This window comes from Burkholderia anthinoferrum (assembly GCF_002925705.1).
Classification (GTDB): Bacteria; Pseudomonadota; Gammaproteobacteria; order Burkholderiales; family Burkholderiaceae; genus Burkholderia; species Burkholderia semiarida.
On the sequence record NZ_LFZP01000039.1, the window covers coordinates 86,417 to 105,788 of the forward strand.

At 68.6% G+C, this 19,372-nt stretch carries 14 protein-coding genes; 5 read left to right on the top strand and 9 right to left on the bottom strand.

Annotation, left to right across the window (positions count from 1 at the left end):
- Window position 1 precedes the first annotated feature (1 nt).
- Window positions 2-3,310, top strand: coding sequence for an efflux RND transporter permease subunit (locus C5F75_RS13075; RefSeq protein ID WP_104012337.1), 3,309 nt, complete (start codon window positions 2-4; stop codon window positions 3,308-3,310).
- A gap of 155 nt (window positions 3,311-3,465) precedes the next feature.
- Window positions 3,466-3,849: a VOC family protein gene (locus tag C5F75_RS13080; protein WP_059573950.1), complete on the top strand. Its 384-nt coding sequence runs from the start codon at window positions 3,466-3,468 to the stop codon at window positions 3,847-3,849.
- A 144-nt stretch (window positions 3,850-3,993) separates the two neighbouring features.
- On the opposite strand, the gene C5F75_RS13085 is transcribed toward C5F75_RS13080, so the two are convergent.
- Window positions 3,994-5,472, bottom strand: a complete 1,479-nt coding sequence (locus tag C5F75_RS13085; RefSeq protein ID WP_104012338.1) for an NYN domain-containing protein — start codon at window positions 5,470-5,472, stop codon at window positions 3,994-3,996.
- Between the two features lie 327 nt (window positions 5,473-5,799).
- On the opposite strand from C5F75_RS13085, the gene C5F75_RS13090 reads away from it, so the two are divergent.
- Window positions 5,800-6,429, top strand: a complete 630-nt coding sequence (locus C5F75_RS13090; RefSeq protein WP_099316228.1) for an SDR family oxidoreductase — start codon at window positions 5,800-5,802, stop codon at window positions 6,427-6,429.
- Window positions 6,430-6,514: 85 nt separating this feature from the next.
- Here C5F75_RS13090 and C5F75_RS13095 read toward each other — a convergent pair whose 3' ends face one another.
- Window positions 6,515-7,063, bottom strand: a complete 549-nt coding sequence (locus C5F75_RS13095; protein WP_059573953.1) for a peroxiredoxin — start codon at window positions 7,061-7,063, stop codon at window positions 6,515-6,517.
- 278 nt (window positions 7,064-7,341) lie between these two features.
- Here C5F75_RS13095 and cdpA point away from each other — a divergent pair, with 278 nt between their 5' ends.
- Together cdpA and C5F75_RS13105 are read left to right on the top strand one after the other, a co-directional pair.
- Window positions 7,342-9,084 carry a cyclic di-GMP phosphodiesterase CdpA gene (gene cdpA / locus C5F75_RS13100; RefSeq protein WP_196485201.1) on the top strand — a complete coding sequence of 581 codons (1,743 nt, stop codon included), beginning with the start codon at window positions 7,342-7,344 and terminating at the stop codon, window positions 9,082-9,084.
- A gap of 27 nt (window positions 9,085-9,111) precedes the next feature.
- On the top strand, window positions 9,112-10,623 hold the full coding sequence (locus C5F75_RS13105; RefSeq protein ID WP_059573955.1) for an HDOD domain-containing protein: 1,512 nt from the start codon (window positions 9,112-9,114) through the stop codon (window positions 10,621-10,623).
- A gap of 90 nt (window positions 10,624-10,713) precedes the next feature.
- On the opposite strand, the gene C5F75_RS13110 is transcribed toward C5F75_RS13105, so the two are convergent.
- From C5F75_RS13110 to C5F75_RS13145, 7 genes are all read right to left on the bottom strand, one after another.
- Complete coding sequence (locus tag C5F75_RS13110) at window positions 10,714-11,508, bottom strand: ABC transporter substrate-binding protein (RefSeq protein ID WP_059573956.1); 795 nt, start codon at window positions 11,506-11,508, stop codon at window positions 10,714-10,716.
- Between the two features lie 352 nt (window positions 11,509-11,860).
- Window positions 11,861-12,904: a succinylglutamate desuccinylase gene (gene astE, locus C5F75_RS13120; protein WP_059573957.1), complete on the bottom strand. Its 1,044-nt coding sequence runs from the start codon at window positions 12,902-12,904 to the stop codon at window positions 11,861-11,863.
- Window positions 12,905-12,911: 7 nt separating this feature from the next.
- Entirely contained in the window at window positions 12,912-14,252 is a 1,341-nt protein-coding gene (gene astB / locus C5F75_RS13125; RefSeq protein WP_059573958.1) for an N-succinylarginine dihydrolase, read from the bottom strand.
- Window positions 14,253-14,266: 14 nt separating this feature from the next.
- Complete coding sequence (gene astD / locus C5F75_RS13130) at window positions 14,267-15,730, bottom strand: succinylglutamate-semialdehyde dehydrogenase (protein ID WP_059573959.1); 1,464 nt, start codon at window positions 15,728-15,730, stop codon at window positions 14,267-14,269.
- Window positions 15,731-15,737: 7 nt separating this feature from the next.
- On the bottom strand, window positions 15,738-16,769 hold the full coding sequence (astA, locus tag C5F75_RS13135) for an arginine N-succinyltransferase (RefSeq protein WP_059573960.1): 1,032 nt from the start codon (window positions 16,767-16,769) through the stop codon (window positions 15,738-15,740).
- The gene (gene aruF / locus C5F75_RS13140) at window positions 16,766-17,833 is read right to left on the bottom strand and encodes an arginine/ornithine succinyltransferase subunit alpha (protein ID WP_059573961.1); all 1,068 of its coding nucleotides are present in this window, start codon (window positions 17,831-17,833) and stop codon (window positions 16,766-16,768) included. The genes astA and aruF overlap by 4 nt, the downstream gene beginning before the upstream one ends.
- A 30-nt stretch (window positions 17,834-17,863) precedes the next feature.
- Window positions 17,864-19,096 (bottom strand): aspartate aminotransferase family protein, encoded by a 1,233-nt coding sequence (locus C5F75_RS13145; protein WP_059573962.1) that lies wholly within the window; start codon window positions 19,094-19,096, stop codon window positions 17,864-17,866.
- Between the last annotated feature and the right edge of the window lie 276 nt (window positions 19,097-19,372).

Here is a 19,372-nt window from a genome sequence, read left to right on the forward strand (position 1 = left end):
GATGAACCTGTCGCGTCCCTTCATCACCCGCCCCGTCGCGACGACGCTGCTCGCGCTCGGCGTCGCGCTCGCGGGCCTGTTCGCGTTCATCAGGCTGCCGGTGTCGCCACTGCCGCAGGTGGACTTCCCGACGATCTCGGTGCAGGCGTCGCTGCCGGGCGCGAGCCCGGAGACGGTCGCGACCAGCGTGACGAGCCCGCTCGAGCGGCACCTCGGCTCGATCGCGGACGTCTCCGAAATGACGTCGACGAGCACGGTCGGCAATGCGCGGATCATCCTGCAGTTCGGCCTGAACCGCGACATCGACGGCGCCGCGCGCGACGTGCAGGCCGCGATCAACGCGGCGCGCGCCGACCTGCCCGCCGCGCTGAAGAGCAATCCGACCTACCGCAAGGTCAACCCGGCCGATTCGCCGATCATGGTCGTGTCGCTGACGTCGGAGACGGCGTCGCCGGCGAAGGTGTACGACGCCGCGTCGACGGTGCTGCAGCAGTCGCTGTCGCAGATCGACGGGATCGGCCAGGTCTCCGTGAGCGGCTCCGCGAACCCGGCCGTGCGCGTCGAGCTCGAACCGCAATCGCTGTTCCACTACGGGATCGGCCTCGAGGACGTGCGCGCGGCGCTGGCCTCCGCGAACGCCAACGCGCCGAAGGGCGCGATCGAGTTCGGCCCGCAGCGCTTCCAGCTCTACACGAACGACCAGGCGTCCCAGGCGTCGCAGTATCGCGATCTCGTGGTCGCCTACCGCAACGGCTCGGCCGTGCGGCTGTCCGACCTGTCCGACGTCGTCGATTCGGTCGAGGACCTGCGCAACCTCGGATTGTCGAACGGCAAGCGCGCGGTGCTCGTGATCCTCTACCGCTCGCCCGGCGCGAACATCATCGAGACGATCGACCGCGTGCGCGCGGCGCTGCCGCAGCTCACCGCGTCGCTGCCCGCCGACATCACGGTCACGCCGGTGCTCGACCGCTCGACCACCATCCGCGCGTCGCTGAGGGACACCGAGCACACGCTGCTGATCGCGATCAGCCTCGTCGTGATGGTCGTGTTCCTGTTCCTGCGCAACTGGCGCGCGACGCTGATCCCGAGCGTCGCCGTGCCGATCTCGATCGTCGGCACGTTCGGCGCGATGTACCTGCTCGGCTTCTCGATCGACAACCTGTCGCTGATGGCGCTGATCGTCGCGACCGGCTTCGTCGTCGACGATGCGATCGTCGTGCTCGAGAACATCTCGCGGCACATCGAGAACGGCAAGTCGCGGATGCAGGCCGCGTTCGACGGCGCGCGCGAAGTCGGCTTCACGGTGCTGTCGATGAGCATCTCGCTCGTCGCGGTATTCCTGCCGATCCTGCTGATGGGCGGGATCGTCGGGCGCCTGTTCCGCGAGTTCGCGCTGACGCTGTCGCTCGCGATCGCCGTGTCGCTCGCGGTGTCGCTCACGCTCACGCCGATGATGTGCGCGCGCCTGCTGCCCGACCAGCACAACCCGCAACGCGAGGGCCGCTTCGGGCGCTTCCTCGAACGCGGTTTCACGCGCATGCAGCGCGGCTACGAGCGCTCGCTGTCGTGGGCGCTGCGCCGGCCGCTGTTGATCCTGCTGACGCTGTTCGCGACGATCGGGCTGAACGTCTACCTGTACGTCGTCGTGCCGAAGGGCTTCTTCCCGCAGCAGGACACCGGGCTGATGATCGGCGGCATCCAGGCCGACCAGTCGACGTCGTTCCAGGCGATGAAGCTGAAGTTCTCCGAGATGATGCGGATCGTGCAGGGCAACCCGAACGTGAAGAGCGTCGCGGGCTTCACCGGCGGCACGCAGACCAACTCGGGCTTCATGTTCGTCACGCTCAAGGACCGCACCGAGCGCAAGCTGTCGGCCGACCAGGTGATCCAGCAGTTGCGCCCGCGGCTGGCGGACGTCGCGGGCGCGCGCACGTTCCTGCAGGCGGCGCAGGACATCCGCGTCGGCGGCCGGCAGAGCAACGCGCAGTACCAGTTCACGCTGCTCGGCGATTCGAGCGCCGACCTGTACAAGTGGGGGCCGATCCTGACCGAGGCGCTGCAGAAGCGCCCCGAGCTGACCGACGTGAACTCCGACCAGCAACAAGGCGGCCTCGAGGCGATGGTGACGATCGACCGCGCGACGGCCGCGCGGTTCGGCATCAAGCCCGCGCAGATCGACAACACGCTGTACGACGCGTTCGGCCAGCGGCAGGTCTCGACGATCTACAACCCGCTGAACCAGTACCACGTCGTGATGGAAGTCGCGCCGAAATACTGGCAGAGCCCGGAGATGCTGAACCAGGTGTGGATCAGCACGTCGGGCGGCAGCGCGAACGGCTCGCAGACCACCAACGCGGCCGCGGGCACCTTCGTCGCGACCTCGGCCGGCACGTCGAGCGCCGGCACGGCCGCGCAGAGCGCCGCGGCGATCGCGTCCGACTCCGCGCGCAACCAGGCGCTCAACGCGATCGCGGCGAGCGGCAAGTCGAGCGCGTCGTCGGGCGCGTCGGTGTCGACGTCGAAATCGACGATGATCCCGCTGTCGGCGATCGCGACGTTCGGGCCGAGCACGACGCCGCTGTCGGTCAACCACCAGGGGCTGTTCGTCGCGACGACGATCTCGTTCAACCTGCCGCCGGGCGTGTCGCTGTCGCAGGCGACGCAGATCATCTATCAGACGATGGCGGAGGTCGGCGTGCCGCCGACGATCGTCGGCAGCTTCCAGGGCACCGCACAGGCGTTCCAGCAGTCGATGAACGATCAGCCGATCCTGATCCTCGCGGCGCTGCTGGCCGTCTACATCGTGCTCGGGATCCTGTACGAGAGCTACATCCACCCGATCACGATCCTGTCGACGCTGCCGTCGGCCGGCGTCGGCGCGCTGCTCGCGCTGCTGCTGTTCAAGACCGAGTTCAGCATCATCGCGCTGATCGGCGTGATCCTGCTGATCGGCATCGTGAAGAAGAACGCGATCATGATGGTCGACTTCGCGATCGACCAGACGCGCAACAACGGGAAGTCGTCGTTCGACGCGATCCACGAGGCGTGCCTGCTGCGCTTCCGCCCGATCATGATGACGACGATGGCGGCGCTGCTCGGCGCGCTGCCGCTCGCGTTCGGCAGCGGCGACGGCGCCGAGCTGCGCGCGCCGCTCGGGATCGCGATCGCCGGCGGCCTGATCATGTCGCAAGTGCTGACGCTCTATACGACGCCGGTCGTCTACCTGTACATGGATCGGCTGCGCGTGTGGGCCGAAAAGCGGCGCAATCGCCGCGGCAACAGCGGCGGGCCGGCCGTCGCCGGCGAGTGACGAAAGCGGCCGCCCTCGGGCGGCCGTCTTTTGCGCTTGATTGCCGGGTTTGATTGCAGGACTTGGTGGCCGGACGTGGTGGCCGGACTTGTTTGCCGGCCGCGATCGGCTATCGTGTATCCATGCCCACCTCGTTCCCGTCCCGGAATCTCGCCATGAACGTCCAGCTCAACCATACGATCGTCTGGTGCCGCGACAAGCATGCGTCGAGCCGCTTCCTCACCGAGTTGCTGGAATTGCCGCCGCCGACGCCGTTCGGCGCGATGCTGGTCGTCGCGCTCGACAACGGCGTGTCGCTCGATTTTTACGAACAGGCGGGGGAGATCCGGTCGCAGCATTACGCGTTCCTGATCGACGAAGCCAGCTTCGATCGCGTGCTCGCGCGCATCCGCGAACGCGGGTTGCCGCACTGGGCCGATCCGGCGAAGCGGCAAGCCGACGACATCTACCGCCACAACGGCGGACGCGGCGTGTACTTCGACGATCCGGACGGCCACTTCCTCGAAGTGATGACGCGACCGTATGCGCTGAACGGTTAGTGGAAGAAGGCCGGCATCGCGCCGGCCACGGGGCGGCGGGCCTCGCAACCGCACTGCTTCATGCGAACGCGCGGCCTGTGCCTGCGCCCCATCCGGCCCGCACTTCGCGGCGGCGCGACGGATCGCGCTTCATCAGGCAGGTCCTTACTCGGCAGCCTCGGCCGTCTTGCGCGGCCGCCGCGCGCGCGGCGCCGCCTTGCGGGCCGGCTTCTTCGGCTTGGCCGGGGCCGGCGCGTCAGCGACCGCTGCGATCGGTTCGGCGTGTACGGGAGCATCGTGCGCGGGCTGCGCGACGGCACCGCCGCCGGTTTCACCGCGTGCCGGCGCCGCGCCGGCGGCTCGCCCGTCGTCATGTTCCGCGTCGCGATGCATCGCTTCGGCATGCTTGCCGCCGCCGTGCTTCGCGTCGCGCTGCGGGGCCTCGCTTTCCTGCACCGCCGCCTGCCGGCCGGCGCTCTTGCCGTCGCCGCCCTTCTTCGTACCGGCCTTCTTCGCGGGGGTCTTGCGAGCACGCTTGCGTGCGGTCTTCGCATCATCGTGCCCGCCCGCCGGTTCGCCGTGCGCGGCCGCGGCTTCGCCGACGGTCACATCGGCTTCGTCCGCTTCGGTGAATTCGACCGCCGTCTCGACCGGCTCGTTATCCTGCACGAAGGGCGAGCCGAATGGCTCGCCAACCGGCTCGCCGTGCCGCCCGCGTCCGCGGTGATGGCGCGGCTCGCGCTCGGCCTGCACCGGCTCCGCCGGGCGCCGGCCGTGCTGGGCGGGTGCGTGGTCGGCCGCCACGGCGTGCTCCGCGGCCGACTGGCGGGCCCGCGACACGAACGCGCCGGACTTGTCGTCGCGCCCCACTTCGAGCAGGCCGCGCGCCTGCGCCTCGTCGAGCAGGTTGCCGAACGCACGGAACCCATAGTACGACTCGTTGAAATCCGGCTTGCGGCGCTTGATCGCGCTCTTGAGCACCGACGCCCAGATCTTGCCGACGTCGTCGCGCTCCGACGCGAGCGCGTCGAACGTCTCGACCGCCAGCGCGATCGCCTCGGCCTTGCGCGCCTCCATGTCGTGCTTGCGCGACGGCTCGTCGGGCCGCTTCGCGCCGCCGTTGCCCGCGCGCTGCTGCTGTTCGCGCTTCGCGAGCGCACGCTGCTGCTCGCGCACCAGATCGTCGTAGAAGATGAATTCGTCGCAGTTCGCGACCAGCAGGTCCGACGTCGATTTCTTCACGCCGACGCCGATCACCTTCTTCGCGTTTTCGCGCAGCTTCGACACGAGCGGGGAAAAATCCGAATCGCCGCTGATGATCACGAACGTATCGACGTGCGACTTCGTGTAGCAGAGGTCGAGCGCGTCCACGACGAGCCGGATGTCGGCCGAATTCTTGCCCGACTGGCGCACGTGCGGAATCTCGATCAGCTCGAAGCTCGCCTCGTGCATCGACGCCTTGAAGCCCTTGTAGCGATCCCAGTCGCAATAGGCCTTCTTCACGACGATGCTGCCTTTCAGCAGCAGGCGCTCCAGCACGGGCTTGATGTCGAATTTCTCGTACTTCGCGTCGCGCACGCCGAGCGCGACGTTCTCGAAGTCGCAGAACACGGCCATGCTGACGTTGTCCAAGGGTAATGCCATGTGTACTCCAACCGGTGGGCCGACGCGTTATTCACGCGTAGCGGCGAAAAATGCATCGCGCACATGATAGCCGGTCGGCGCGTCATTCCCGCATCCGGGCGAATGAATGCACGCCGGCATGCGTCGTGCCGGTACGCCCGCAGCCGGTACGCCCGCAGCCGGTACGCCCGCAGCCGGTCGCCCACGCCGGTACGCCCGCAGCCAGTACGCCCGCGCCGGTACGCCCCTTATTACGCCCCCACCGCCGGGCCGATTCGACATTACACTTGAGTTATCGGTCGTCCGTCCCTATCTGCACGGATGACGCATCGAGCAAGGAGCGGTTTCATGACGACGAAGGTACTGCTGATTGGCGCGACCGGACGAACGGGCCAGGCCTGCGCGGATCTGCTGCTCAAGCAGCCGGAGTTCGAGGTCACGGCGCTCGTGCGCCGGCACGGCTATGCGCTGGCGGGCGCACGGGTCGTCGAGGCCGATCTGACGAACGATTTCTCGCACGCCTTCCAGGGCATCACGCACGTGATCTACGCGGCCGGCTCCGCCGAATCCGAGGGCGCGGCCGAAGAGGAGCAGATCGACCGCGACGCGGTCGCCCGCGCGGCCGACTACGCGCTCGCGTTCAACGTGCAGAAGCTCGTGGTCGTCAGCTCGCTGTCCGCATACCGGCCGGAGCACGGGCCCGACGCGCTGCGCCACTATTCGCAGATGAAGCGCGAAGGCGACGACCGCGTGATCGCGTCGGGCGTCGACTACGTGATCCTGCGCCCGGGCCCGCTCACGGACGATCCGGGCGTCGGCAAGATCGCGCTGACCGACACGTGGCTCGATCCCGCGCCGCCCGTGTCGCGCCAGGACGTTGCATGGGCCGCGATCGAGGCGATCAAGCTCGGCATCTCGCGCAAGATCGTCGGCTTCGTCGGCGGCGGCGTGCCGATCGAGCAGGCGCTGCGCGCGTAACGGCAACGGGCGGCCACGCACAGGCCGGGCGTTCCCGTGCCCGCGGCCCGCACGACGGGCCGTTTTCACGCGCGCGGGCAGCCGCCTACTGCTTCGGATGCGCGTCGGCCCACGCCTTCACGGCGGCGAGCGTGTTCTCGACGTGCTTGTCGGGCGACAGGCTCGTGTATTCGTAGAGAACCTTCCCTTCCGGCGAAATCACGTAGGACACGCGGTTCGCCCGGTCGAGCGCCGGCAGCTTCGCGTCGTATTCGCGGATGATCTTCGCGTCCGGGTCGGCCGCTACCGGGAACTTGCTGCGGCATTCGCTCACCGAGAACTTCGTCAGCGTGTCGATGTTGTCGGCCGACACGCCGATCACCGTCGCGCCGTAAGCCTTGTAACGGTCGACCGCGTCCGCGAACGCATGCGCCTCGATCGTGCAGCCCTTCGTGAACGCCGCCGGATAGAAATACAGCACGACCGGCCCCTGCTTCAGCGCGTCCGCGAGCGAGTACGTATACGTCTTGCCGCCCAGCGACGCCTGCGTCGTGAAATCGGGCGCCGCGGCGCCCGGCTTCAGTTGCGCCTGCGCCAGCAGCGCATGGCCGGCCACCAGCGCCGCCATGGCGCCCAGCAACAGTTTTCTCTTCATCTGCGTCCTCATTTCTTATAAAGTCAGCCTCGATGTAGGCCACGTGGGCGTTCGCCTGCCGAACACCGCATCGATGATCCGGACCCGCGGCAGCGCCGCGCGTGGCCGGCCCGTTAAAGATTTCTGCCAGTCTGCCGTTATTCCTTCCGGACAACCGGTTCCAGCCCTTCACGTCAGCGAGAAACATGGAAGCCAACAGGAAACAGACGTCACGCAAGGGCTCCTGGCGCAGCGCCTTGCATACGCTGCGCCGCTTCGCTCGGTCGGGCGGCGCGCTGATGCCCGCGCGCGCCGTGGCGCCGCGCCGCGACGACTCCGTGCGCGACTGGCTGGAACAGACGGTCGGCACGGTGGATTTCCTCGCCCATGTCGACCGCGAGCTGCGCTTTCTGTACGTGTCCGACGCGAGCCTGCGCTTCATCGGCTACCACCGCGACTACCTGCATACGCTGACGCTGCGCGACCTGATCGCCGAACAGGATACCCCGGCGCTCGAAGGCTTGCTCGCCCGCGCCGCACGCTCCGGCCAGGTCGAGAAGGCGACGATGTGCATCGTCAAGTCGCTCACCTACCCGCTGGACGTCGAGGTCCGCGCGTTCAAGAGCCGCCACCACGGCGTCGACGGCTTCGCGATCGCGGCGTTCGACGTGTCGTCGTGGCGCGCGCTCGAGGCACGCCTGACGTACGAAATGCACCATGACCCGATGACGGGGCTCGACAACCTGTCCGCGCTCGTGCCGGCGCTGATGCGCGCGCAGCAGACCGCCGACGAGGACGGCACCTGCGCCGCGCTGCTGCTGCTCGACCTCGACGACTACCAGCGGATCAACCGCGCGCTCGGCTACGACGCGGGCGACACGCTGCTGCGCGAAACCGCGCAGCGGCTGAAGGCGCTCGTCACGCCGAACGAGCAGCTCGCGCGCGTCGCGAGCGACAAGTTCGCGGTCGTGCTGGGCGCACCGGACCGCACGCAGGCGAGCCATGCAGCCGACGCGCTCGCGCGCCGGCTGCAGGCCGCCGTGCGCGAGCCGTACGTATTCCAGGGGCAGACCGTGCACCTGTCCGCGAGCATCGGCATCGCGCTCTACCCCGACGAACGTGCCGCGCCGCATCGGGCGCAGCATCACAGCCCGCTGCTGCGCCGCGCCGACCACGCGCTCGCGCAGGCGAAGGCCTCGGGCGGCAACGCGCTCGCGTTCCACGCGCCCGTCGACGATCCGGCCGACGCCGAACGGCTCAAGCTCGAAGCCGACCTGTACGACGGCGTGCGCAACGGCGAGTTTTCGCTCCATTTCCAGCCGATCACCCATAGCCAGTCGGGCGCGGTGGTCGGCGTCGAGGCGCTGATCCGCTGGCGCCATCCGGTGCACGGCCTCGTGCCGCCGGCCACCTTCATCCCGCTCGCCGAATCGATCGGCCTGATCAACTACCTCGGCAACTGGGTGCTGAAGGCCGCGTGCATGCAGCTCGTCGCCTGGGACGGCCAGGGGCTCGCGCTGCAATACGTGGCGGTCAACGTGTCGCCGCAGCAGTTCCGCGACCCGCGCTTCACGCAGAGCGTGCGCGAGGCGATCGCGCTGACCGGCATCGACCCGCGCCGTATCGTGCTCGAAATCACCGAAAGCCTGCTGATGCACGATCCCGCGCACGCGAAAATGCTGCTCGAGGAGCTGACCGATCTCGGCATCCGCTTCGCGATCGACGATTTCGGCACCGGCTATTCGAGCCTTGCCTATCTGCAGCGCTTCCCGCTCGCGAAGCTGAAGATCGACCGCAGTTTCGTCGAGAACCTGCTGACGTCGCGCAACGACCGCGCGATCGTGTCGGCGGTGGTCGGCCTCGCGCAGACACTCGATCTCGAGCTCGTCGCCGAGGGCGTCGAGACCGAGGCGCAGCGCGAGCTGCTGACGGAGATGGGCTGCAATCACATCCAGGGCTGGCTCGTCTGCCAGGCGCTGCCGTCCGAGGAGCTCGCGCGGCGCTTCGCGGCGCAGCAGCTGCACCTGCACGCCGCCGCCTGACGCGCGCGGCGAACCGGACGGATCCGTATGTCAATCACCGAACACCTGCCCCGCACCGCGCTGCTCGACAAGCTGTGGGCGCGGATGAACGAACGGGGCGATTTCCCGCTGCTGTCGGAATCGCTGCGCGCGACGATGGCCGCGATGAAGAACGACGATCTCGACTTCACCGCGCTCGTGCGCGTCGTGCTGTCGGATTTCGCACTCACGCAGAAAGTGCTGCGGCTCGCGAACTCCGCGATGTACATGGCGTTCGGCGGCAACATCACCACCGTGACCCGCGCGCTGATGGTGCTCGGCATGGATGCCGTCGGCCATCTCGTGGTCGGGCTCAAGCTCGTCGACCATTTCCATCAGAGCACGCCGCGGCGCATCGACGCGAAGCTGGAGCTGAACCGCGCGCTGCTGTCCGGCTGCGTCGCGCGCAAGCTCACCGAGCGCGCCGAACTGCGCGCGGGCGAGGAGGCCGTCGTCTGCACGCTGATGCGCCAGGTCGGCAAGCTGCTGGTGGTCTGCTATCTCGACAGCGAGTGGGACCGCATCCGCCGCCGCGCGGCCGAACTGAACGGCGACGAATCGGCCGCCTGCACCGACGTGCTCGGCGTCGGCTTCGACGAGATCGGTCTCGAGGCAGCCGCGCGCTGGCGGCTGCCCGACGTGATCCGCGCGGGGATGGCCGACGGCGACCACGCGGCGCACGCCGACGCATTCGACGACGAAGACGGCGACGCCCGCCACGCGGGCCCGGCCGCCGACGACGGCCCGGCAGAGCGCATCCGCTGGCTGCGCGCGGTGAGCCGCTGTTCGACCGACGTCGCCGGCGCGCTCGTCATGCCTGCCAGCGCGCAGCGCGACGCGCGCATCGCGGCGCTCGCGCAGCACTACGGCGCTGAGCTCGACATGGAATCCGAGGCGATCGTCGAGATCGCCGAGCGGCTCGCGCGCGAGGAAGCGAGCGACACGGTGATGCGCGAGATCGTCGAGCTGCGCGCGAACGCCGATGCGATCGCGCGCGCGCAGGCCGAACCCGAGGCATGCCTCGAAGCCGGTCTTGCCGACCTGCGTGCGCTGCCGTCCGAGCACGTGCTGACGCCGGTGCTCGCGCTCGCGTCGGAAAGCCTGCTGGCCGGCCTCGCGTTCACGCGCACCGTGATGTTCGTGCGTCACGACGACGGCACGTTCGCCGCGCGCCTGGGCTTCGGCCCCGGCGTCGATACGGCGCTCGACCGGCTGCGCTTCGACGAGCGCTTCGAGCCGGACGTGTTCCATCTCGCGATCACGAATTCGGTCGGCATCTTCATCGAGCAGGCACGGGAGCCGAAGATGGTGAAGCGCCTGCCTGCGTGGTATCTCGACGCGTTCGACGACACGCGCGCATTCGTGCTGCTGCCCGTACGCGTCGGCGCGACGAGCGTCGCGCTGCTGTACGGCGACTGGGCCGGCGCGCAGCCCGCGCGCAAGATCTCGCAGCAGGAGATGGCCGTGCTCAACGAGCTCGCACGCGAGCTGGGGCGGTTCTTCGCCGCGCAGCCGGGCTGACGGCCGGCCCGCCGCTGCCGTTTTCGCTGCCGAAAAGCAAACCGGCCGCATCGGCGGCCGGTTTTTTTACATCGTGCGCGCACGAAACGCTTACTTGAGCGTGACGGGCACGCTGAAGTACTTCTTCGCGAGGTTGTCGATCGTACCGTCGGCCTTCAGTTCCTTCAGCGCCTGATCGAGCGCGGTCTTCAGCGCCGCGTCGTTCTTGCGCAGGCCGAAGCCGACGCCCGAGCCGAGGATCTCGGCGTCGCTGACCGTGCCGCCCGCGAACCCGAAGCCCTGGCCTTGCGGCTTCGTCAGGAAGCCCTTCGAGCCGGCTTCCGAATCCTGGAAGGTCGCGTCGAGACGGCCCGACTTCAGGTCGGCATAGGCCAGATCCTGCGTCTGGTACGGCACGACTTCAACGCCGGCCGGCGCCCACTTCTTCTTCGCGTACGCTTCCTGGATCGTGCCCTGCAGCACGCCGACGCGCTTGCCCTTCAGCGCTTGCGGGGTCGGCAGCAGGCCGCTGCCCTGCTTCGCGATCAGCTGGTTCGGAATCGTGTAGATCGGATCGGTGAACGCGATCGCGTGCTTGCGCTGGTCCGTGATCGTCATGTCCGAGTTGATCGCGTCGAACTTGCGCGCCTGCAGCGCCGGGATCAGGCCGTCGAAGTCGTTCTCGACCCACACGCACTTCGTCTTCAGCTTCGCGCACACCGCGTTGCCGATGTCGATGTCGAAGCCGGTCAGCTTGCCGTCGGGCGTCTTGTATTCGAACGGGGCGTACGAGGCCTCGACGCCGAACCGGATCTCCTTCAGATCCCCGGCAAGCGCGCTGCCTGCCGCCACCGCCGATGCCGCCACCACCGCATGCGCGGCCACTTTACGCCAATCCAACTTCATCAGGTGTTCTCCTCGATACTCGAATGTTCCGAAACGACGGGCGCATCCATCATTGCAGGGTCGGATGACACCGGCAATGCCGACGCCGCGCCGTGATGCGGCGCAACAGCCGCAAGGCCGCGATTGTACCAATCCGCGCGGCCCGGCATGGCGGAGCGGGCGTCGGCGCGCGATGCTGCGCCGCGTGCCCGGCGGCCGCCACGCGACCCGCCGAACTTGCAAGACGGTGTCGCAAACCAGCAAGCGCGACGCACTCGCCGTCTGCGCGGCGGGCGGGCGTCATCGCCAAAATGAAGGGGCCGCGGGACGATGCGCGCCGCGCGTCGCCGCGGCCCGCACGATCGCGCCTCGATCAGACGAGTGCGGCCAGCGTCTCGCGCGTCGTGTCGATCACGAGCAGGCCCGCGCGCAGCCCGGGCTTCACGGTCGGGTTCGGAAACACGATCCGTTCCTCGTCGTGCGTCACCGTGTAGCGGTAGTCGCCGTCCCGTGCGAGCACGGTGCCGCGTGCGAATGCGGTGAAGTTCGCGACGTCGGCTGCGACGAACAGCTCGAGCGCGTCGCTCTGCTTCGTGATCTGGTCGATCACGGTGAACACGCGCGGCAGCGGCGGACGGCCGCCCTCGGCCGCGTCTTCACGCCGCTCGCCCGACACGAGCTTGCGCACCGCACGATCGGCCGGCGCGAAACGCGCGAGGTCGTTCTGGCCGAACGGCCGCACCTTGCCGAGCTCCAGCGTGCACGCGAGCGCACCGCACTGCTCGGCCGTGAAATGCGAATACGTGTTGCCCTTCGCGGTGTGCAGCAGCACGGCCGCGATGCGCGCATCGCCGAGCCATTCGACCATCGCGCGCGTGGGCGGCGTGCCCGTGTGCGGCAGCAGCGCGAACTGCTCGAATACCGACGCACGGATCGCCGTATGCATGTCGATGTGCCAGCGCGCGCCGCCCGCCGGCGCCGCCGCGAAGAAGGCGGATGCCGCCGCTTCGAGCCGCGCGGCGCGCGGCGCTTCGCGGCTCGCGGGCGCCTGCGCGTGACGGCCGCCGAACAGGCGGTTCAGGTCGTCGTCGAGATAGCGTTCGCCCGCGCGCATCGCCGGCACGTTGCCGAGCACGACGAGCAGCCGGCACGCGAGCGGCAGCGCGCCCGACGCGAGATCGCGCACGAGCATCGACAGCAGCTCGATCGGCGCGGTCTCGTCGCCGTGCACGCCGGCCGACACGAGCACGCTCGCGCGCGCCGCGGCGTCAGCGGCGGCAGGCTCGAACGCGATCAGCCCGTCGCCGAGCCATTGCCAGCGCACCGCGTCGCCCGCGCAGGCGCCGTGCGTTTCAGCCGGCGCATCTCCCGCCAGCGTGAACGCGAGAAAATCGTCGAGCAGCGCGGCGGCCGGCATCCGTGCCTCAGCGCTGGAAGTCATACAGCGAACCGACGCGCAGGATCTGCGTGAGCTCGTCGAGCGCCGTGCGCGATTCGTCGAGCAGCGCCGGATCGGCGAGGTCCTCCGGTGCGAGGCGATCGCGATAGTGCTTGTCGATCCACGCGTCGAGCGACGCGAACAGCGTGTCGTTGATCCACACGTTCGACGTGACGGCCGCGCGCTCCGCTTCGTTCAGCACGACGCGCAGGCGCAGGCAAGCGGGGCCGCCGCCGTTCTTCATGCTTTCGCGCAGGTCGAACACGAGCACGTCGCGGATCGGGCCGTTGCCGGCCGCGAGATGGTCGAGGTAGGCGGCGACCTTCGCGTTCTCACGGCATTCCTGCGGCACGACGAGCACCTGCGAGCCGTCCGCGCGCGACAGCAACTGGCTGTTGAACAGGTAGGACGTGACGGCATCGTTCACGCTCACGGCCGCGTCCGGCACCTCGATCACGTTCAGGCGCGCGCCGCGCGCGTCGAGCGCGGCGGTCAGCGTGTCGTAGATCGCCTGCTTGTTGACGAACGCGCGTTCGTGCGTGAACAGCGTGTCGCGGTTGCCGACCGAGATCACGTCGTTGTGGAACACGCCCGCGTCGATCACGTCCGGATCCTGCTGCGCGTAGACCGTCGCTTCCTCCGCAAGCCCGTGGCGATGCGCGACCGCGCGGCTCGCCTCGAACGTCTGGCGGGCCGGGAAACGCTTCGGCTCCGGCCCGCGACGGTATTCCGCGCGGCCGTACACGAAGAATTCGACGCCCGGCTTGCCGTACTCGGCGCAGAAGCGCGTATGGTTCGCCGCGCCTTCGTCGCCGAGCGCCGGCGTGCCCGTCAGCGCTTCATGCACCGCGAAGTGCGCGGGGTCCGCGAACAGCGTCGACAGCGTGCGGCGCGTCGCCTCATGCTCGATCGCGCGATGCAGCTTGCTGCACAGGTTCGCCGGCGTGAAGTGCACGCGGCCGTCGTTCGTGTCGGCCGACGGGCTGACGGTGGCCGCGTTCGCGGTCCACATCGCCGACGCCGAGCTCGCCGCGGCGAGCAGTTCGGGTGCCTGCTTCGCGGCCTTCGCGATCACGTCCGCGTCCTTGCCCGAGAAGCCGAGCTCGCGCAACAGGCGCAGCGACGGCCGCTCCTGCGGCGGCAGCACGCCTTGCGCGAAGCCGAGATCCGCGAGCTGCTTCATCTTGCGCAGCCCCTGCTTCGCGGCCGCCTTCGGGTTCGCGGCCGACTTCTCGTTGTTCAGCGACGCCACGTTGCCGAACGACAGCCCGGCGTAGTTGTGGGTCGGGCCGACGAGTCCGTCGAAATTGGCTTCTTGTGCGTTCATCGTCGCTCCCTCGATCAGAAATGCAGGCCCGGCGACAGGCTCGCGGGCAAGGTCAGTTGCGTGCTTTCCACCGACGCCATCGGATACGCGCAATAGTCGGCCGCATAGTACGCGCTCGGGCGATGGTTGCCCGAGCGGCCCGTGCCGCCGAACGGTGCGGCCGACGATGCGCCGTTGGTCGGGCGGTTCCAGTTGACGATGCCGGCGCGGATCGTGCGGCGGAAGTGCTCCCATGCCTTCGCGTCGTCGGCGAGCAGCCCGGCCGACAGGCCGAACGCCGTGTCGTTCGCGCGCTCGATCGCTTCGTCGAACGTCGCGTAGCGGACGATCTGCGCGAGCGGGCCGAAGTGCTCTTCGTCGGGCAGGTTCGCGACGCCCGTCACGTCGACGATCGCCGCATTCACGAAGCCGAGGCGCGGATCGCGCTGCGCCATCGCGATGATCGGCTTCGCGCCCTGCTCGACCAGGCGCGCCTGCGCGTCGACCAGCTTCGCGGCCGCGCGTGCCGAGATCACCGCGCCCATGAACGGCTGCGGATCGGCATCGAACACGTCGGCGGTGATCTTCGACGTGACGTCGGCGAAGCGTGCGAGGAAGCGGTCGCCGAACGCGCCCTGCGGCACGAAGATGCGGCGCGCGCACGTGCAGCGCTGGCCGGCCGACAGGAACGCCGACTGGATCGTGTGATGCACGGCCGCGTCGATGTCCTCGACCTCGCCGATCACGAGGGGATTGTTGCCGCCCATCTCGAGCGCGAGCACGATTTCCGGCCGGCCGCCGAACTGCCTGTGCAGCAGCGTGCCGGTATCCGAGCTGCCGGTGAAGAACAGCCCGTCGATCTGCCGATGGTTCGCGAGCGCGATGCCGGTGTCCTTCTCGCCCTGCACGAGGTTCAGCACGCCGGCCGGCAGCCCGGCTTCGCGCCACACCTCGACCGTCGCGCGCGCGACGCCCGGTGCGAGTTCGGACGGCTTGAACACGACCGTGTTGCCGGCGATCAGCGCCGGCACGATATGACCGTTCGGCAAGTGGCCGGGGAAGTTGTACGGGCCGAACACGGCCACGACGCCGTGCGCGCGATGACGCAGCACCGCGACGCCGTCGGCCATGTCCTGGCGCTTCTCGCCGGTGCGTTCCTGGTAGGCCTGGATCGAGATGGCGACCTTCGCGGCCATCGACGCGACTTCGGTGCGCGCTTCCCACAGCGGCTTGCCGGTTTCGCGGCCGATCGCGGTCGCGATCGCTTCCTTGCGCTCGGTGAGCAGCGCGGCGAAACGCTTGACGATGTCGCAGCGCGCGTCGAAGTCGAGCGCCGACCAGCCGGCGAACGCGCGGCGCGCGCTCGCGACCGCACGGTCGACGTCGGCCGCCGACGCGCTTTCGCCCTGCCATGCGATCGCGTCGGTGCCCGGGTTGCGCGAAGCGAAGACGGGGCCCGAGCCTGCGACCCAGGCGCCGTCGATGAAGAGTTCCGTCATGATTCGTTTATCCCTGTTTGACTTTGAGCGGCAGCACGCGAACCGGATCGCCGGCCTTCACGTCGAGCGCGGCGGCATCGTCGGCCGACAGCACGAACGCGCCGTTCGCGACCACGCCCGGCGCGACGCCGACGCGGAAATCGTCGAGCGACGTGTTCGACACGAGCGACTTCGGTACGTTGTCGGTTGCGTCCGGCGCGCCGATCGCGACCGGCACGACGACGCTCTCGCGCACCGTGCGCAGGTCGTTGACGTGGCATTCGAGCACGGGGCCCGCGTCGAAGATGTCGACGTGATTCTGGTAACGCAGCCCTTCGGCCTCGAGCATCTTGCGGGCCGGCAGCGTGTCGCGGTGCGTGAGGCCGACCGCGTCCTGCGCGTCCTGCGGCAGCAGGTCGACGTACACCGGGTAGCGCGGCATCAGTTCCGCGAGGAACGACTTGCGGCCGTGCGAGCTGAGGTAGTCGGCCGCGTTGAAATCGATCTGGTAGAAGTGCGAACCGACCGCACGCCAGAACGGCGACGTACCGTCCTCGTCGAAGTGGCCGCGCAGTTCCGCGCAGATGCGCTCCGGAAAGCGGTCGCGGAACTGCGCGATGAACATGAAGCGCGAGCGCGACAGCAGGCCGCCGACGCCGCCCGTGCGATAGCGCGGGCTCAGGAACAGCGAGCACACTTCCGCGTAGCCCGTCAGGTCGTGCGAGATGTTCAGCGCGGACATCCGCGTCCACACGCCGAGCTCCTGGCTCGCGTGCACGACCGTGCTCACGCGGTAGTTGTAGAACGGCTGCTCGAGGCCGACCTGCGTCTCGATCCCGCACACGCCCGCGATGTCGCCCGTCTTCGAATCTTCCATCACGAAGAAGTAGCCGGCTTCGCCCGGCGCCGCCTTGCCCTCCAGCGTGCGGCGCGAGCGTTCGATGCGCGCGGCGAGCGCGTCGCGGTCGGGCTTGAACGTGGTCAGGCCCGGCCCGGTTTCCTGCGCGAGCGACACGAGCGCGTCGACGTCGCCCGTTTGTACGACACGAACGACGATCATGCTGCGTCTCCCTTCGATTCTTCATCGTCGCGGCGATGCAGCGGCACGCAGCGCACGACATCGCCTTCCTTCACGTCGAGCGCCGCGCGCACGTCGCCGGCCAGCGGCGCCTCGGCGCCCCGCGCGTCGGCCGTCTCGCCCGGCAGGTCGGCCAGCACGCAGCGGAACGATTCGCCGCTGCCCGTCGACACCAGGTACGCGACGTCGCCCTGCTGATGCGCGGCCTCGCGCACGACGCGCTCCGCGCCGTGCTTCACGCACGCGGTGCGATCGACCTGCGCGGTCAATACCGGGCCCGCGTCGAAGATGTCGACGAAGCGGTCGGGCTCGAAGCCTTCCTCCAGATGGATGTCGTATGCGAGCAGCGCCGTTTCGTTCGGCTCGCCGAGCACGCGCTGTGCGGCTTCCGGCAGCAGCGGCACGTAGAGCGGATAGGCCGGCATCACTTCGGCGATGAACGTGCGGCTGCGGCCGCCCGATGCGATGTCGACGTCGGTGAAATCGCGGCCGAAGAACTTGCGGCCCACCGCTTCCCAGAACGGCGATGCGCCGTTGCCGTCGCTCACGCCGAGCAGCAGCGTGAATACTTCGGGCGTGAAGCGGCGGCGGTTCGCGGCGATGTACATCATCCGGGCGCGCGAGATCAGGTGCGCGGCCGCGTCGCCGCGCAGCGACGGATCGACGTAGAAGCCCGCGAGCCGGCTCTTGCCGGTCAGCTCGTGCGACATCGTGAGCGCATGGATCTTGCGGTTCACGTGCAGCTCGCGCGACGCGTGGATCAGCGCGTCGTTACGGAACGCGTAGAACGGTTCCGAGTAGCCGGCCGCGGCCACGATGCTCGCCGTGCCGAGCAGCTTGCCGGTCGACGAATCCTCGAGTACGAAGAGGTAGAACTCCTCGCCGGCGAAGTCGACGTCCGCGCGAAACGAATCTTCCGAGAGCGCCACACGCGCTTCGAGCGCCGCGCGGTCGTGCGGCAGCGAGTGCAGGACCGGCTGCGCGGTGCGCGCCATGTGCGCGAGCGCATCGAGATCCGTGAGTTTGCCGGGGCGAACAAATAGCATCGTCGTTCCTGTCTGCGATGGGGGCGCCGATCAGCGCGCGGTGGCTTCCTGGGCCGCGACCACCTGCTCGACTGCCTTCTCGAAGCGCTTCACGCCTTCGTCGAGCAGGTCGAACGGGATCACAAGCGACGGCACGAAGCGCAGCACGTTCGGGCCGGCGATCAGCATGATCAGGCCTTGCTCGGCGGCGGCGGTGACGAAGTCCTTCGCGCGGCCGTCGAATGCGGCGGTGAGTTCGGCGCCGACCAGGAGGCCCTTGCCGCGGATGTCCTTGAAGATGCCGAAGCGCGCGTTGATGCGTTCCAGCGCGCCCTTCAGGCGCACGCTGCGTTCGCGCACGCCTTCGAGCAGGGCCGGGTCGCCGATCAGTTCGACGACCTTGTCGGCGATCGCCGATGCGAGCGGGTTGCCGCCGTACGTCGTGCCGTGCACGCCGACCTTGAAGTGCGCGGCCAGTTCGTTCGTCGTCAGCATCGCGCCGATCGGGAAGCCGTTGCCGAGCGCTTTCGCGGTCGTCAGGATGTCGGGCGTGACGCCCGTGTCCATGTAGGCGTAGAACTGGCCCGTGCGGCCGACGCCCGTTTGCACTTCGTCGAAGATCAGCAGTGCGTCGTTCGCGTCACACGCTTCGCGCAGTGCCTTGAGGAACGCCGGATCGGCGGGAATCACGCCGCCTTCGCCCTGCACCGGCTCGACGATCACCGCGCAGGTTTTCGGGCCGATCGCGGCCTTCGCGGCTTCGATGTCGTTGAACGGCAGGTGCTTGATGCCTTCCGGCACGGGGCCGAAGCCTTCCGAGTATTTCGGCTGGCCGCCGACGCTGACGGTGAAGAACGTGCGGCCGTGGAACGACTGCACGAACGACACGATTTCGACTTTATCAGCGCCGTGGCGGTCGAAGGCGACGCGGCGCGCGAGTTTCAGCGCGGCTTCGTTCGCTTCCGCGCCCGAGTTCGCGAAGAATGCGCGGTCGGCGAAGGTCAGCGATTCGAGGCGCTTCGCGAGGCGCAGGACCGGCTCGTTCGTGTAGCCGTTGCCGATGTGCCAGAGCTTGCGGCCTTGTTCGTCCAGCACCTTCAGCAGTTCCGGGTGGCCGTGGCCGAGTGACGTGACCGCGATGCCGCACGCGAAGTCGATGTATTCACGGCCGGCCGTGTCCCATACGCGCGAGCCCTCTGCACGGTCCGGCACGAACGGCGCGGGAGAGAATACCGGCACCATCACTTCGTCGAATGTCTGGCGGGTCACGGTCGAGGTCGTCATGGTCGTTCCTTTCGGTTTCGTAAGAGGGTTCAACAGGATCAAGTTTAGGTAAGGGCGACGCAAGCGTCTTGCGCAATTGCGACGGGTTCTATCGGAAGGTTTGGGTTTTGCCCTTCCGGGCAGGTCGGTTGGTTGATGTGGGTCGGTATTTTGCGGCTTTTTCTCGCTGTCTCGGGGGCGCTTCCGGGGTCGTGAAATTCCTGTGATCGTGTCGGTCTATTAGCGTCGCCCCTGCGCGGGGCAGCGGTCACTTTTCTTTGTCTTGCCAAAGAAAAG

Excerpts from the sequence above, each read along its gene's own strand:
- C5F75_RS13080 (WP_059573950.1), top strand. The coding sequence starts at position 3,466 with ATGAACGTCCAGCTCAACCATACGATCGTCTGGTGCCGCGACAAGCAT.
- C5F75_RS13085 (WP_104012338.1), bottom strand. The coding sequence starts at position 5,472 with ATGGCATTACCCTTGGACAACGTCAGCATGGCCGTGTTCTGCGACTTC.
- C5F75_RS13110 (WP_059573956.1), bottom strand. The coding sequence starts at position 11,508 with ATGAAGTTGGATTGGCGTAAAGTGGCCGCGCATGCGGTGGTGGCGGCA.
- C5F75_RS13095 (WP_059573953.1), bottom strand. The coding sequence starts at position 7,063 with ATGAAGAGAAAACTGTTGCTGGGCGCCATGGCGGCGCTGGTGGCCGGC.
- aruF (WP_059573961.1), bottom strand. The coding sequence starts at position 17,833 with ATGCTATTTGTTCGCCCCGGCAAACTCACGGATCTCGATGCGCTCGCG.
- astB (WP_059573958.1), bottom strand. The coding sequence starts at position 14,252 with ATGAACGCACAAGAAGCCAATTTCGACGGACTCGTCGGCCCGACCCAC.
- C5F75_RS13105 (WP_059573955.1), top strand. The coding sequence starts at position 9,112 with ATGTCAATCACCGAACACCTGCCCCGCACCGCGCTGCTCGACAAGCTG.
- cdpA (WP_196485201.1), top strand. The coding sequence starts at position 7,342 with ATGCCCGCGCGCGCCGTGGCGCCGCGCCGCGACGACTCCGTGCGCGAC.
- astE (WP_059573957.1), bottom strand. The coding sequence starts at position 12,904 with ATGCCGGCCGCCGCGCTGCTCGACGATTTTCTCGCGTTCACGCTGGCG.
- C5F75_RS13075 (WP_104012337.1), top strand. The coding sequence starts at position 2 with ATGAACCTGTCGCGTCCCTTCATCACCCGCCCCGTCGCGACGACGCTG.
- astD (WP_059573959.1), bottom strand. The coding sequence starts at position 15,730 with ATGACGGAACTCTTCATCGACGGCGCCTGGGTCGCAGGCTCGGGCCCC.
- C5F75_RS13145 (WP_059573962.1), bottom strand. The coding sequence starts at position 19,096 with ATGACGACCTCGACCGTGACCCGCCAGACATTCGACGAAGTGATGGTG.
- astA (WP_059573960.1), bottom strand. The coding sequence starts at position 16,769 with ATGATCGTCGTTCGTGTCGTACAAACGGGCGACGTCGACGCGCTCGTG.
- C5F75_RS13090 (WP_099316228.1), top strand. The coding sequence starts at position 5,800 with ATGACGACGAAGGTACTGCTGATTGGCGCGACCGGACGAACGGGCCAG.